14 protein-coding genes and 1 pseudogene are annotated in these 14624 nt (G+C 40.2%); all 15 read left to right on the top strand.

Annotation, left to right across the window (positions count from 1 at the left end):
• Nucleotides 1-195 precede the first annotated feature (195 nt).
• A pseudogene (locus O3664_RS01800) lies at nucleotides 196-321 on the top strand (divalent metal cation transporter); the annotation flags it as partial.
• Nucleotides 322-672: 351 nt separating this feature from the next.
• Nucleotides 673-1380 (top strand): 2-C-methyl-D-erythritol 4-phosphate cytidylyltransferase, encoded by a 708-nt coding sequence (locus tag O3664_RS01795; RefSeq protein ID WP_371613549.1) that lies wholly within the window; start codon nucleotides 673-675, stop codon nucleotides 1378-1380.
• Nucleotides 1381-1384: 4 nt separating this feature from the next.
• Entirely contained in the window at nucleotides 1385-2407 is a 1023-nt protein-coding gene (locus tag O3664_RS01790) for a ribitol-5-phosphate dehydrogenase (protein ID WP_000609877.1), read from the top strand.
• Nucleotides 2408-2423: 16 nt separating this feature from the next.
• Entirely contained in the window at nucleotides 2424-3293 is an 870-nt protein-coding gene (licA, locus tag O3664_RS01785) for a choline kinase LicA (protein ID WP_020902791.1), read from the top strand.
• Nucleotides 3283-4161 (top strand): DMT family transporter, encoded by an 879-nt coding sequence (locus O3664_RS01780; protein ID WP_000791828.1) that lies wholly within the window; start codon nucleotides 3283-3285, stop codon nucleotides 4159-4161. The genes licA and O3664_RS01780 overlap by 11 nt, the downstream gene beginning before the upstream one ends.
• Nucleotides 4162-4172: 11 nt before the next feature.
• Nucleotides 4173-4862 (top strand): sugar phosphate nucleotidyltransferase, encoded by a 690-nt coding sequence (locus tag O3664_RS01775; RefSeq protein ID WP_000643965.1) that lies wholly within the window; start codon nucleotides 4173-4175, stop codon nucleotides 4860-4862.
• 87 nt (nucleotides 4863-4949) lie between these two features.
• A complete protein-coding gene (gene dprA, locus O3664_RS01770; RefSeq protein WP_371613548.1) occupies nucleotides 4950-5798 on the top strand; it encodes a DNA-processing protein DprA in 849 nt (282 codons plus the stop codon).
• Between the two features lie 268 nt (nucleotides 5799-6066).
• Nucleotides 6067-8154: a type I DNA topoisomerase gene (topA, locus tag O3664_RS01765; protein WP_371613547.1), complete on the top strand. Its 2088-nt coding sequence runs from the start codon at nucleotides 6067-6069 to the stop codon at nucleotides 8152-8154.
• A 105-nt stretch (nucleotides 8155-8259) separates the two neighbouring features.
• A complete protein-coding gene (locus O3664_RS01760; RefSeq protein ID WP_371613546.1) occupies nucleotides 8260-8619 on the top strand; it encodes a YbaN family protein in 360 nt (119 codons plus the stop codon).
• Between the two features lie 93 nt (nucleotides 8620-8712).
• Nucleotides 8713-9366 (top strand): copper homeostasis protein CutC, encoded by a 654-nt coding sequence (locus O3664_RS01755; protein ID WP_371613545.1) that lies wholly within the window; start codon nucleotides 8713-8715, stop codon nucleotides 9364-9366.
• A 22-nt stretch (nucleotides 9367-9388) separates the two neighbouring features.
• On the top strand, nucleotides 9389-10045 hold the full coding sequence (locus O3664_RS01750) for an MmcQ/YjbR family DNA-binding protein (RefSeq protein ID WP_371613544.1): 657 nt from the start codon (nucleotides 9389-9391) through the stop codon (nucleotides 10043-10045).
• Nucleotides 10046-10358: 313 nt separating this feature from the next.
• Nucleotides 10359-11921: a 2-isopropylmalate synthase gene (locus O3664_RS01745; RefSeq protein WP_371613543.1), complete on the top strand. Its 1563-nt coding sequence runs from the start codon at nucleotides 10359-10361 to the stop codon at nucleotides 11919-11921.
• An 11-nt stretch (nucleotides 11922-11932) separates the two neighbouring features.
• Nucleotides 11933-12970 (top strand): 3-isopropylmalate dehydrogenase, encoded by a 1038-nt coding sequence (leuB, locus tag O3664_RS01740; RefSeq protein ID WP_371613542.1) that lies wholly within the window; start codon nucleotides 11933-11935, stop codon nucleotides 12968-12970.
• A complete protein-coding gene (locus O3664_RS01735) occupies nucleotides 12967-13236 on the top strand; it encodes a DUF1294 domain-containing protein (RefSeq protein WP_023936517.1) in 270 nt (89 codons plus the stop codon). The genes leuB and O3664_RS01735 overlap by 4 nt, the downstream gene beginning before the upstream one ends.
• Before the next feature lie 3 nt (nucleotides 13237-13239).
• Entirely contained in the window at nucleotides 13240-14622 is a 1383-nt protein-coding gene (gene leuC, locus O3664_RS01730; protein ID WP_371613541.1) for a 3-isopropylmalate dehydratase large subunit, read from the top strand.
• The last annotated feature ends 2 nt before the right edge of the window (nucleotides 14623-14624 follow it).

Here is a 14624-nt window from a genome sequence, read left to right as displayed (position 1 = left end):
TTTAAAACCAGCGTCAGAAAACGCTGGTTTTTTTCAATACTGTTCTTGCTTGTTTTAACTATCATGCTTTCCTTAAGAATCATTTCAAAATTTGATATAATAAGAATAAATTGGAAATAGGAAATTATTTTCATTATATTTTCAAAACTCCATTAATAAAATAGGCAAAGACAAGATTAGAAAGTGAATATTCCGATGTCTTCTTACAAAAAGGTCTCTCTTTCTGAGATCAATCAATCTATTGAAACTCCGAATAACAATCATTTTTGGCAAAATCTAAAAGCATTTTTAGGTTCTGGAGCTCTTGTGGCAGTTGGTTATTTTTTATTTTAAAGACTTGTCCTGAGCCCATTCGTATTTATATCATAAAGTTAGCTAATAAGAAATGAAGGGCAGTAAGTCAAGTAATCACTTTGAAGTTTCAAATCTTAATTTTAAGCTTTCTTTAAGAAAACTATATTATTCTGAAGAACTCTAAAATTTCACAGCCATTTATTGGTAATGACTACAGAATTCCTAGTCATTACTAGAAATGGACTAGTTTCTTTGAATAATAGAACTGCTTAATCCGCCTATTCTAGAACGGGAGGGCCGGTATTTCTTTCATGATAGGACTAGATTGTGGTATAATAGAGAGAATAAGTTTTTTTAGTAAGACAAAGGAGAAAATAGATGATTTATGCAGGAATTCTTGCTGGTGGAACTGGCACACGTATGGGAATCAGTAACTTGCCAAAACAATTTTTAGAGCTAGGTGATCGACCTATCTTGGTTCATACAATTGAAAAATTTGTCTTGGAACCAAGTATTGAAAAAATTGTAGTTGGGGTTCATGGAGACTGGGTTTCTCATGCAGAAGATCTTGTAGATAAATATCTTCCTCTTCATAAGGAACGTATCATCATTACAAAAGGTGGTGATGACCGCAATACAAGTATTGAGAAAATCATTGAAGCCATTGATGCTTATCGTCCGCTTACTCCAGAGGATATCGTTGTTACCCACGATTCTGTTCGTCCATTTATTACACTTCGCATGATTCAAGACAATATCAAACTTGCGCAAAATCATGACGCAGTGGACACAGTGGTAGAAGCGGTTGATACTATCGTTGAAAGTACCAATGGTCAATTCATTACAGATATTCCAAATCGTGCTCACCTTTATCAAGGACAAACACCTCAAACATTCCGTTGCAAGGACTTCATGGACCTTTACGGTTCTCTCTCTGCTGAAGAGAAGGAAATCTTGACAGATGCATGTAAAATCTTTGTGATTAAAGGAAAAGATGTGGCCTTGGCCAAGGGTGAATACTCAAATCTGAAGATTACAACCGTAACAGATTTGAAGATTGCAAAAAGTATGATTGAGAAAGACTAGTAAAATGATTAATCAAATTTATCAACTAACTAAGCCTAAGTTTATCAATGTCAAATATCAGGAAGAGGCTATTGACCAAGAGAATCATATCCTCATCCGCCCTAATTATATGGCGGTCTGTCATGCGGATCAGCGTTACTATCAAGGAAAACGTGATCCAAAGATTTTGAATAAAAAGCTTCCAATGGCAATGATTCACGAGTCATGTGGAACCGTTATTTCTGACCCGACGGGAACCTATGAGGTTGGGCAAAAAGTTGTCATGATTCCAAATCAGCCTCCTATGCAGAGTGATGAAGAATTCTATGAAAACTACATGACAGGGACTCATTTCTTGTCTAGTGGATTTGATGGCTTTATGAGAGAGTTTGTTTCTCTCCCTAAAGATCGCGTGGTGGCTTATGATGCTATTGAAGATACGGTTGCAGCCATTACAGAGTTCGTCAGTGTCGGCATGCACGCTATGAATCGTCTATTGACCCTTGCTCATAGCAAGCGGGACCGAATCGCCGTTATCGGAGATGGAAGTTTAGCATTTGTGGTTGCCAATATTATCAACTATACTTTGCCAGAAGCAGAGATTGTGGTTATTGGTCGTCATTGGGAAAAGTTGGAACTCTTCTCATTTGCCAAAGAATGCTATATCACTGATAATATTCCTGAAGATTTGGCCTTTGACCATGCTTTTGAGTGTTGTGGTGGTGATGGTACTGGACCAGCTATTAATGACTTGATTCGCTATATTCGTCCTCAAGGAACGATTCTCATGATGGGAGTTAGCGAATATAAAGTCAATCTCAATACTCGCGATGCCTTAGAAAAGGGCTTGCTCTTAGTTGGTTCCTCTCGTTCTGGTCGCATCGATTTTGAAAATGCAATCCAAATGATGGAAGTCAAGAAATTTGCCAATCGTCTTAAAAATATCCTTTATCTAGAAGAACCTGTAAGAGAAATTAAAGATATTCACCGTGTCTTTGCAACCGATTTAAACACAGCCTTTAAAACCGTGTTTAAGTGGGAAGTATAAGAACTGGAGGTTAATTGTGGAGAAAATCATTAAAGAGAAAATTTCTTCCCTACTTAGTGAAGAAGAGGAAGTCCTCAGTGTTGAACAACTGGGGGGAATGACCAATCAAAACTATTTGGTCAAAACAACAAATAAGCAATACATCGTTAAGTTCTTTGGTAAAGGGACAGAAAAGCTGATCAATCGTCAAGATGAAAAGTACAATCTTGAACTACTAAAGGATTTAGACTTAGATGTAAAAAATTATCTTTTTGATATTGAAGCTGGTATCAAAGTAAATGAGTATATCGAATCTGCGATTACGCTTGATTCAACGTCAATCAAGACCAAGTTTGATAAAATTGCTCCAATTTTACAAACCATTCATGCTTCTGGTAAGGAATTAAGAGGAGAATTTGCTCCTTTTGAAGAAATCAAAAAATACGAATCTTTGATTGAAGAAAAAATCCCGTATGCCAACTATGAAGCTGTTCGAGAAGAAGTCTTCTCCTTAGAGAAAAGATTGGCTGACTTAGGTGTTGACAGAAAATCTTGTCATATCGATTTGGTGCCTGAAAACTTTATCGAATCACCTCAAGGACGACTTTATTTGATTGACTGGGAATATTCATCAATGAACGATCCAATGTGGGATTTGGCTGCCCTCTTTTTAGAGTCTGAATTCACTCGTCAAGAGGAAGAAGCCTTCCTATCTCACTATGACAGTGAGCAAACACCTGTCTCTCGTGAAAAGATTGCGATCTATAAAATTTTACAAGATACTATTTGGAGTTTATGGACAGTCTATAAGGAAGAGCAAGGCGCAGATTTTGGTGACTATGGTGTGAATCGTTACCAAAGAGCTGTCAAAGGTTTGTCCTATTATGGAGGTTCAGATGAAAAATAAAAATGGAGTTTCTTTTGGTCTACTCTCAGGTATTTTCTGGGGGTTGGGTCTGACAATTAGTGCTTATATCTTTTCAATTTTTACTGACTTGTCGCCCTTTGTGGTAGCCGCTGCTCACGATTTCTTGAGTATCTTTATCTTACTAGCTTTTCTCTTGGTAAAAGAAGGAAAAGTTCGTCTCTCAATTTTCTTAAATATTCGCAATGTTAGTGTGATCATCGGAGCCTTGCTAGCAGGCCCTATCGGTATGCAGGCCAATCTTTATGCAGTTAAGTATATCGGTAGTTCTTTAGCTTCATCTGTATCGGCTATTTATCCTGCGATTTCAGTTTTATTGGCTTTCTTCTTTTTGAAGCACAAGATTTCGAAAAATACTGTGTTTGGGATTGTCTTGATTATTGCAGGGATTATTGCTCAGACCTATAAGGTTGAACAGGTCAATTCCTTCTACATTGGTATTCTCTGTGCTTTGGTTTGTGCTATTGCATGGGGAAGTGAGAGTGTTCTTAGCTCCTTTGCTATGGAAAGTGAATTGAGTGAAATCGAAGCCCTCTTAATCCGTCAAGTGACTTCATTCTTGTCCTATCTTGTGATTGTGCTCTTCTCTCATCAGTCATTTGCAGAAGTAGCTAATGGACAATTGTTAGGTCTTATGATTGTCTTTGCAGCCTTTGATATGATTTCCTACTTGGCTTATTATATCGCTATCAATCGCTTGCAACCAGCCAAGGCTACAGGTCTTAACGTGAGCTATGTAGTATGGACAGTCTTGTTTGCAGTTGTTTTCTTGGGTGCACCGCTAGATATGTTGACAATTATTACGTCACTTGTCGTTATTGCTGGAGTTTATATTATTATTAAAGAATAAAGGAGATTCGTGTGAAAGCCATCATCTTAGCAGCGGGCTTGGGAACTCGCTTGCGTCCTATGACTGAAAATACCCCTAAAGCCTTGGTTCAGGTTAATCAAAAACCCCTGATTGAATACCAAATTGAGTTTCTCAAAGAAAAAGGAATTAACGACATCATCATCATCGTTGGTTACCTTAAAGAACAATTCGATTATTTAAAAGAGAAATATGGTGTTCGCCTCGTCTTCAATGATAAATACGCTGACTACAATAACTTTTACTCTCTCTATCTTGTAAAAGAAGAATTAGCTAACAGCTATGTTATTGATGCCGATAATTATCTCTTTAAAAATATGTTCCGCAATGATTTGACACGTTCGACTTATTTTAGTGTCTATCGTGAAGATTGTACTAATGAATGGTTCTTAGTCTATGGCGATGACTACAAAGTTCAAGACATTATTGTTGATAGCAAGGCAGGTCGCATCCTTAGTGGTGTATCCTTCTGGGATGCTCCAACTGCAGAAAAGATTGTCAGCTTTATCGATAAGGCTTATGCAAGTGGCGAATTTGTTGATCTCTACTGGGACAATATGGTTAAGGATAACATCAAAGAGCTAGATGTCTATGTTGAAGAACTAGAAGGCAATAGCATCTATGAGATCGATAGTGTCCAAGACTATCATAAATTAGAAGAAATTCTTAAAAACGAAAATTAAAGATTCCAACATCTGGCTAAAATAGTCGGATGTTTTTTTGATTTTTTACGAATAAATAGATGACTAGAAAAAGAAATGGAGATATTTATGAAAATCACAAACTATGAAATCTATAAGTTAAAAAAATCAGGTTTGACTAATCAACAGATTTTGAATGTCCTAGAATACGGTGAAAATGTCGATCAGGAACTTTTATTGGGTGACATTGCAGAAATTTCAGGTTGCCGAAATCCAGACGTTTTTATGGAACGTTATTTTCAGATAGACGATTCGCATTTGGAGAAAGAATTTCAAAAATTTCCATCTTTCTCTATTTTAGATGACTGTTACCCTTGGGATTTGAGTGAAATTTATGATGCGCCTGTACTTTTATTTTACAAGGGAAATCTTGACCTTTTAAAATTTCCTAAGGTAGCGGTCGTGGGCAGTCGTGCTTGTAGCAAACAGGGAGCTAAGTCAGTTGAAAAAGTCATTCAAGGCTTGGAAAATGAACTGGTAATCGTAAGTGGATTAGCCAAGGGCATTGACACAGCAGCCCATATGGCAGCTCTTCAGAATGGTGGAAAAACCATTGCAGTGATTGGAACAGGTTTGGATGTGTTTTATCCTAAAGCCAATAAACGTTTGCAAGACTACATCGGCAATGACCATCTGATTCTTAGTGAATATGGACTTGGTGAACAACCTCTAAAATTTCATTTTCCTGCCCGTAATCGCATCATTGCTGGACTTTGTCGAGGTGTGATTGTAGCAGAGGCTAAGATGCGCTCAGGTAGTCTCATTACCTGTGAGAGGGCAATGGAAGAAGGACGCGATGTTTTTGCTATACCTGGTAGCATTTTAGATGGACTATCAGACGGTTGCCATCATTTGATTCAAGAAGGGGCAAAATTGGTCACCAGTGGGCAGGATGTTCTTGCAGAATTTGAATTTTAATACTCTTCGAAAATCTCTTCAAACCACGTCAGCTTCACCTTGCCGTAGGTATGGTTACTGACTTCGTCAGTTTCATCTGCAACCTCAAAGCAGTGCTTTGAGCAACCTGCGGTAAGTTTCCTAGTTTGCTCTTTAATTTTCATTGAGTATAAGAAGAAAGTCCGCTTACTAGATAAACTTTTCTTCTATTATAGTAGCTAAGTCTTGACAGTTATGGCAAAATGGTTTACACTTTATAAAGTTTATTACTTTGAAAAGGTGTGATACTGTGGCTACGGCAACAAAAAAGAAAAAATCAACAGCTAAAAAAAATCTAGTAATCGTGGAGTCGCCTGCTAAGGCCAAAACGATTGAGAAATATCTAGGCAGAAACTACAAGGTTTTAGCCAGTGTCGGCCATATCCGTGATTTGAAGAAATCCAGTATGTCAGTCGATATTGAAAATAATTATGAACCGCAATATATCAATATCCGAGGAAAAGGACCTCTTATCAATGACTTGAAAAAAGAAGCCAAAAAAGCTAATAAAGTCTTTCTGGCGAGTGACCCGGACCGTGAAGGAGAAGCGATTTCTTGGCATTTGGCTCACATTCTCAACTTAGATGAAAATGATGCCAACCGTGTGGTCTTCAATGAAATCACCAAGGATGCGGTCAAAAATGCTTTTAAAGAACCTCGTAAGATTGATATGGACTTGGTCGATGCCCAACAGGCACGTCGTGTCCTAGACCGTTTGGTAGGGTATTCGATTTCGCCTATTTTGTGGAAGAAGGTCAAGAAGGGCTTGTCGGCAGGTCGCGTTCAGTCTATTGCGCTTAAGTTAATCATTGACCGTGAGAATGAAATTAATGCCTTCCAGCCAGAAGAATATTGGACAATTGATGGTGTCTTTAAAAAGGGTACCAAGCAATTTCAGGCTTCCTTCTATGGAGTGGATGGTAAAAAGCTGAAACTGACTAGCAATGATGAGGTCAAGGAAGTCTTGTCTCGTCTGACTAGTAAAGATTTTTCAGTGGATCAGGTAGATAAGAAAGAGCGCAAACGCAATGCTCCTTTACCCTATACCACTTCATCCATGCAGATGGACGCTGCCAATAAAATTAACTTCCGTACTCGAAAGACTATGATGGTTGCCCAACAGCTTTATGAAGGGATTAATATTGGTTCTGGTGTTCAAGGTTTGATTACCTATATGCGTACCGATTCGACTCGTATCAGTCCTGTAGCGCAAAATGAGGCAGCAAGCTTCATTACGGACCGTTTTGGTAGTAAGTATTCTAAGCATGGTAGCAAGGTCAAAAATGCTTCAGGAGCTCAGGATGCCCACGAGGCTATTCGCCCGTCTAGCGTTTTTAATACACCTGAAAGCATCGCTAAGTATCTGGATAAGGATCAGCTCAAGCTTTATACCCTTATCTGGAATCGTTTTGTAGCGAGTCAGATGACAGCTGCTGTCTTTGATACCATGGCTGTTAAATTGTCTCAAAATGGGGTTCAATTTGCTGCCAATGGTAGTCAGGTTAAGTTTGATGGTTATCTTGCCATTTATAATGATTCTGATAAGAATAAGATGTTACCAGATATGGCTGTTGGAGATGTGGTTAAGCAGGTGAATAGCAAACCAGAGCAACATTTCACTCAACCGCCTGCTCGTTATTCTGAAGCGACATTGATTAAGACCTTGGAGGAAAATGGGGTTGGACGTCCGTCAACCTACGCACCGACCATTGAAACTATTCAGAAACGTTATTATGTTCGCCTTGCAGCCAAACGTTTTGAACCAACAGAGTTGGGAGAAATTGTTAACAAGCTCATCGTTGAATATTTCCCAGATATCGTAAACGTGACCTTCACAGCTGAAATGGAAGGCAAACTGGATGATGTCGAAGTTGGAAAAGAGCAGTGGCAACGTGTCATTGATGCCTTTTACAAACCTTTCTCTAAAGAGGTTGCCAAGGCTGAAGAAGAAATGGAAAAAATCCAGATCAAGGATGAACCAGCTGGATTTGATTGTGAAGTGTGTGGCAGTCCAATGGTTATTAAACTTGGTCGATTTGGTAAGTTCTACGCTTGTAGCAATTTCCCAGATTGCCGTCATACCCAAGCAATTGTGAAAGAGATTGGTGTTGAGTGTCCAAGTTGTCATCAGGGACAAATCATTGAGCGTAAAACCAAACGTAACCGCCTTTTCTATGGTTGCAATCGCTATCCAGACTGTGAGTTTACCTCTTGGGATAAGCCTGTTGGTCGTGACTGTCCAAAATGTGGCAACTTCCTCATGGAGAAAAAAGTCCGTGGTGGTGGTAAGCAGGTTGTTTGTAGCAAGGGTGACTACGAAGAAGAAAAGATTAAATAAGAGGAGAGTCCTGAAAGTGAATTTCAGGCTCTTTTTGGTTGGAACTTGACAAAATTCATCATTTTATGCGAAACTAGAAGAGGATTATTTTAATTAGGAGTAGTTATGCGTATTATTTATCTTATTATTGGTTTTTTATCACTAGCCTTGGCTATTGTTGGGGTTGTTTTACCTTTGTTGCCCACAACGCCTTTCCTTTTACTGTCTATTGCTTGTTTCTCCAGAAGTTCCAAGCGCTTCGAAGATTGGCTTTATCATACCAAACTCTATCAAGCATATGTAGCTGATTTTCGCGAGACTAAGTCTATTGCGCGTGAACGTAAGAAAAAAATCATCGTTTCTATCTACATCTTGATGGGAATTTCCATTTATTTTGCCCCTCTCTTACCAGTCAAAATCGGTCTGGGAGCCTTGACCATCTTTATCACCTATTATCTCTTCAGGGTCATTCCAGACAAAGAATAAGTAAAATTTGTAACTATTTCCCTTGATAAAATTGAAAGCATATTCACAACAATATGATATAATAAATTTAAAGTAATTTTCAAGGAGAATCAAATGATTTACGAATTTTGTGCTGAAAATGTGACCTTGCTTGAAAAAGCGATGCAGGCTGGAGCTCGTCGAATCGAACTCTGTGACAATCTAGCAGTTGGTGGGACAACGCCCAGCTATGGAGTGACCAAGGCAGCGGTTGAATTGGCAGCTAACTACGATACGACCATCATGACCATGATTCGTCCACGTGGTGGCGACTTTGTTTATAATGAACTAGAAATTGCAATCATGCTAGAAGACATTCGTTTAACTGCTCAGGCTGGAAGTCAAGGGGTTGTATTTGGGGCTTTGACTGCTGATAAGAAGTTGGATAAGCCTAATCTTGAAAAGTTAATTGCGACATCAAAAGGGATGGAAATTGTCTTCCACATGGCCTTTGATGAATTGAGTGATGAAAACCAGTTTGAAGCTATTGACTGGCTTAGCCAAGCTGGAGTCACTCGTATCCTGACTCGTGCAGGTGTGTCTGGCGATTCACTAGAAAAGCGTTTTGCTCACTATCACAGAATTTTGGAACATGCTAAAGGTAAGATTGAAATTCTACCAGGTGGGGGGATTGACTTGGACAACCGTCAAACCTTTATCGACCAGCTGGGTGTAGCACAATTGCATGGTACTAAGGTTGTCTTTAAAAAAATAGAAAGGAACTGCTAGCTTTTGGTAGCAGTTTTCACTTATGTTTGAAATTTTTAAATCCTATCAGTTTAATCAAGAAAAGGCTCGTGCCTATGGTTTTGTAGAAAATAGTGGAGTCTGGACCTATAGTTGCCAGATTTTGAAGGGTGACTTTGTCATGACTGTGTCCATCACTGCTGATAATGTGAGTTTTCAGGTCTTTGATCAGGAAATGGGAGACCTCTATCCTCAAGTTCATATGGAAAGTATGAGAGGAAGTTTTGTCGGAAATGTCCGTGAGGCTTGTCTGGAGATTCTCTACCAGATTCGGAAGGCTTGTTTTGAGGTACAGGATTTTATCTGTCCTCAGACTAAGCGTATCATGGCTCAGATTCAGGAAAAGTATGGTAATCAGTTGGAGTATCTGTGGGAAAAATCACCTGATACGGCAGTGTTAAGACATGAAGGCAATAAAAAATGGTATGCTGTTTTGATGAGAATACCTTGGGATAAGCTGGAAAAGGGTAGAGAAGGTTTAGTCGAAGCAGTCAACCTCAAACATGATCAAGTAGTGGATCTACTTTCACAAAAGGGCATTTATCCAGCCTTTCATATGAATAAACGTTACTGGATTAGTGTGGCGCTTGATGATACTTTATCAGATGAAGAAGTACTAGAATTGATAGAAAGAAGTTGGAACTTAACTTCTAAAAAATGAAACATTTCAAGGATTTTCAATAACTTTCAATTAGCTAAATATTCTATACTGAAGAAATTTTCAGAAAATATTTGATTTTTTCTTGACAAGTGCTTTTGCCTATGCTAAAATACTAAACAAGATATCAAACGAAGGAGAAAGTCAAACATGAAAACAGCTAAGTTTAATCAATTTGCTTTGTTGTTGAGGTACTCGGGCTAGTGCAAAAAGCATTAGTCCTGTTTGGCTTACCAAGCGGGAGTGAATCAACATCTCGCTTGGACTTCTAAGCGAGATGTTTTTTTAAAACCATATTTGGAAAAGGGGAAATCTTATGCGTAAAGTTGAATTTTTTGATACAAGTCTTCGTGATGGGGAACAAACACCTGGTGTTAACTTCTCAATAAAGGAAAAAGTTTCCATTGCAAGACAGCTGGAGAAATGGGGAATTTCTGTAATTGAAGCTGGTTTTCCGGCTGCTAGTCCAGATTCATTTATAGCCGTTCAAGAAATTGCTAAAGCCATGAAAAAAACAGCAGTGACAGGATTAGCTCGTTCTGTAAAATCTGATATTGATGCTTGTTATGAGGCGCTTAAGGATGCCAAGTATCCACAGATTCATGTCTTTATCGCTACCAGTCCGATTCACCGCAAGTACAAGCTCAATAAGAGCAAGGAAGAGATTTTAGAAGCTATTAAGGAGCATGTTTCCTATGCCCGTTCTAAATTTAAAGTGGTTGAATTCTCTCCAGAGGATGCGACTAGAACAGAGTTGGATTTCCTATTACAAGTCGTTCAAACAGCGGTCGATGCAGGTGCATCTTATATAAATATCCCTGACACAGTTGGCTTTACGACTCCAGAAGAGTTTGCACGCATCTTTGATCACTTGACTGAAAATATTAAATCAGATCATAAAGTTGTCTTTGGTGTCCACTGTCATGATGATCTCGGTATGGCAACTGCAAATACTTTGACAGCAATTAAACACGGTGCTGGACGTGTCCAGGGAACTATTAATGGTATCGGTGAACGCGCAGGTAATGTTGCTCTTGAAGAAGTAGCTGTTGCTTTGAAGATTCGTGAGGATTTCTTCCAAGCAACTAGTGATATTGTTTTAAATGAAACCATCAATACGTCAGAAATGGTTTCTCGCTTCTCTGGTATTCCAGTTCCTAAAAACAAGGCTGTAGTTGGTGGCAATGCCTTCTCTCACGAATCTGGTATTCACCAAGACGGAGTCCTTAAAAATCCTCTTACTTATGAGATCATCACCCCTGAATTGGTCGGTGTCAAGAGTAACAGCCTCCCACTTGGAAAATTGTCAGGTCGCCATGCCTTTGTTGAAAAACTAAGAGAACTGGCCTTAGACTTTACAGAAGAGGATATCAAACCACTCTTTGCTAAGTTCAAGGCATTGGCCGACAAGAAACAAGAAATCACAGATGCAGATATTCGTGCTCTGGTAGCTGGAACCATGGTTGAAAATCCAGAAGGCTTCCACTTTGATGATTTACAACTTCAAACTCATGCAGATAATGACATTGAAGCACTCGTTAGCCTAGCCAATATGGATGGTGAGAAAGTTGATTTCAATGCGTCAGGGCAAGGTTCTGTTGAAGCAATCTTTAACGCTATCGATAAGTTCTTTAACCAATCCGTCCGCTTGGTGTCCTATACTATTGACGCTGTGACAGATGGAATTGATGCCCAAGCTCGGGTTTTGGTCACTGTTGAAAACAGAGATACAGAAACCATCTTTAATGCAGCAGGGCTTGATTTCGATGTACTGAAAGCATCTGCTATTGCCTACATCAATGCTAATACCTTTGTTCAAAAAGAGAATGCTGGTGAGATGGGACGCAGTGTTTCTTACCGCGATATGCCTAGTGTGTAAAGGAGAAGGCTATGACAAAGAAAATAGTAGCTTTAGCAGGGGACGGAATTGGCCCAGAAATCATGGAGGCTGGTTTAGAGGTCCTGGAGGCTCTAGCTAAAAAAACAGGCTTTGTCTATGAAATAGACAAACGACCTTTTGGAGGTGCAGGTATTGATGCTGCAGGGCATCCCTTACCTGATGAAACCCTCAAGGTATGTCGTGAAGCAGATGCCATTCTCCTAGCGGCTATCGGTAGTCCCCAGTATGATAGTGAAACGGTTCGGCCTGAACAAGGCTTGCTAGCTCTCCGTAAGGAACTCAATCTTTACGCTAATATTCGCCCTGTAAAAATCTTTGACAGTCTCAAGCATTTGTCACCACTCAAACCAGAACGAATTGCTGGTGTAGACTTTGTCGTGGTGCGTGAGTTGACAGGCGGGATTTACTTTGGAGATCATATCCTTGAAGAGCGCAAAGCGCGTGATATCAACGACTATAGCTATGAGGAAGTAGAGCGGATTATTCGTAAGGCCTTTGAAATCGCAAGAAGTCGGAAAAAAATTCTTACCAGCATCGATAAGCAAAATGTTCTAGCGACTTCAAAACTCTGGCGGAAAGTAGCTGAGGAAGTCGCGCAGGATTTCCCAGATGTAACCTTGGAGCACCAGCTAGTCGACTCAGCTGCCATGCTTATGATTACCAATCCTGCTAAGTTCGATGTCATCGTGACGGAGAATCTTTTTGGAGATATTCTCTCGGATGAATCAAGCGTTCTATCTGGCACACTTGGAGTTATGCCATCAGCCAGTCATTCTGAAAATGGACCAAGTCTCTATGAACCTATTCACGGTTCAGCACCTGATATTGCTGGTCAAGGAATTGCTAATCCTATCTCCATGATTTTATCAGTGGCCATGATGCTGAGAGACAGCTTTGGACGTTATGAGGATGCAGAGCGTATCGAGCGTGCTGTTGAGGCAAGTTTGGCAGCTGGCGTTTTAACGAGAGATATAGGTGGACAGGCTTCGACCAAGGAAATGACAGAAGCTATTATTGCAAGGTTATGAAGTTAGACGAAAAAATTACTCTAGTCCTTTTGATTTGGAATGTCATGGTTTTCTTGATTTATGGTATTGACAAATCAAAGGCGAGGAGAAGAGCATGGCGCATTCCTGAGAAAATCTTACTTATTTTAGCCTTTACTTGTGGTGGTTTTGGTGCCTGGCTAGCAGGAATCACTTTTCACCACAAGACTCGAAAATGGTATTTTAAAACAGTTTGGTTTCTTGGGATGGTGACTACACTAGTAGCCTTATATGTTATTTGGAGGTAATGGATGGCAGGAAAATCGATTTTTGATAAATTATGGGACCGTCATGTCATCACAGGAGAAGAGGGGCAACCCCAACTCATGTATGTGGACCAGCACTATATCCACGAGGTGACCAGTCCTCAGGCTTTTCAAGGATTACGAGATGCAGGACGCAGATTGAGACGACCAGACTTGACATTTGGAACCTTTGACCACAATGTTCCGACAGTCAATATCTACGATATTCGAGATGTGATTTCTAAGGCTCAAATTGATAAGCTGGCTGAAAATGTTGAGGAGTTTGGGATCGAACATGCTGCCCACGGTTCTGAAAAACAAGGAATCGTGCACATGGTAGGTCCAGAAACAGGAAGGACGCAACCAGGAAAATTCATCGTCTGTGGAGATAGCCACACAGCAACCCACGGGGCTTTCGGAGCGATCGCTTTTGGAATTGGGACCAGTGAGGTCGAACATGTCTTCGCGACACAGACCCTCTGGCAGGTCAAACCCAAGAAAATGCTGGTAGAATTCACTGGTGTTCCTCAAAAAGGAGTTTATTCTAAGGATTTCATTCTAGCCTTGATTGCCAAGTACGGCGTTGCCTGTGGTGTTGGCTATGTGGTGGAATATCGGGGACAAGCGATTGATGCACTGAGCATGGAAGAGCGAATGACCATCTGCAATATGTCCATCGAGTTTGGTTCTAAGATGGGAATCATGAATCCGGACCAAACCACCTATGATTATCTCAAGGGACGAGAATGTGTTCCAGAGGACTTTGAAGAGGCTGTGGCGGATTGGAAAACAATTGTCAGTGATGATGATGCCGTTTATGATAAGGTTATCCAGATGGATGTCTCAGACTTGGCTCCTATGGTGACCTGGGGCACCAATCCTGCTATGGGGGTTGACTTTGACAGTAGTTTCCCAGAAATTAAGGATATGAATGATGAACGAGCCTACAATTATATGGATTTGGAACCAGGTCAAAAGCCAGCAGATATTGAACTAGGTTATATCTTTATCGGTTCTTGTACCAATGCTCGTCTCAGCGACTTGCAACTGGCTGCGCGATTTGTCAAAGGGAAGAAGATTGCTCCCAATCTAACAGCAATTGTAGTACCAGGCTCTCGTCCTGTCAAACGAGCTGCTGAGAAGTTGGGCTTGGACAAGGTCTTTCTGGATGCTGGCTTTGAGTGGAGAGACCCAGGTTGCTCTATGTGCCTAGGGATGAATCCTGACAAGGTTCCAGATGGCGTTCACTGCGCCTCAACCAGCAACCGTAACTTTGAAGACAGACAGGGATTTGGTGCTAAGACCCACCTCTGCAGTCCAGCTATGGCAGCTGCGGCAGCTATTGCAGGGCGTTTCGTAGATGTTCGGCTAATGCCAGAGGCCCAATAAGG

This window comes from Streptococcus sp. 27098_8_109, assembly GCF_041432295.1.
Lineage (GTDB): Bacteria > Bacillota > Bacilli > Lactobacillales > Streptococcaceae > Streptococcus.
This window is presented reverse-complemented; position numbering and strand designations above follow the sequence as displayed.

Coding starts and splice junctions, on each gene's coding strand:
- O3664_RS01760 (WP_371613546.1), top strand. CDS start 8,260: ATGCGTATTATTTATCTTATTATTGGTTTTTTATCACTAGCCTTGGCT.
- O3664_RS01780 (WP_000791828.1), top strand. CDS start 3,283: ATGAAAAATAAAAATGGAGTTTCTTTTGGTCTACTCTCAGGTATTTTC.
- dprA (WP_371613548.1), top strand. CDS start 4,950: ATGAAAATCACAAACTATGAAATCTATAAGTTAAAAAAATCAGGTTTG.
- O3664_RS01755 (WP_371613545.1), top strand. CDS start 8,713: ATGATTTACGAATTTTGTGCTGAAAATGTGACCTTGCTTGAAAAAGCG.
- O3664_RS01795 (WP_371613549.1), top strand. CDS start 673: ATGATTTATGCAGGAATTCTTGCTGGTGGAACTGGCACACGTATGGGA.
- O3664_RS01745 (WP_371613543.1), top strand. CDS start 10,359: ATGCGTAAAGTTGAATTTTTTGATACAAGTCTTCGTGATGGGGAACAA.
- leuC (WP_371613541.1), top strand. CDS start 13,240: ATGGCAGGAAAATCGATTTTTGATAAATTATGGGACCGTCATGTCATC.
- leuB (WP_371613542.1), top strand. CDS start 11,933: ATGACAAAGAAAATAGTAGCTTTAGCAGGGGACGGAATTGGCCCAGAA.
- O3664_RS01735 (WP_023936517.1), top strand. CDS start 12,967: ATGAAGTTAGACGAAAAAATTACTCTAGTCCTTTTGATTTGGAATGTC.
- O3664_RS01790 (WP_000609877.1), top strand. CDS start 1,385: ATGATTAATCAAATTTATCAACTAACTAAGCCTAAGTTTATCAATGTC.
- O3664_RS01750 (WP_371613544.1), top strand. CDS start 9,389: ATGTTTGAAATTTTTAAATCCTATCAGTTTAATCAAGAAAAGGCTCGT.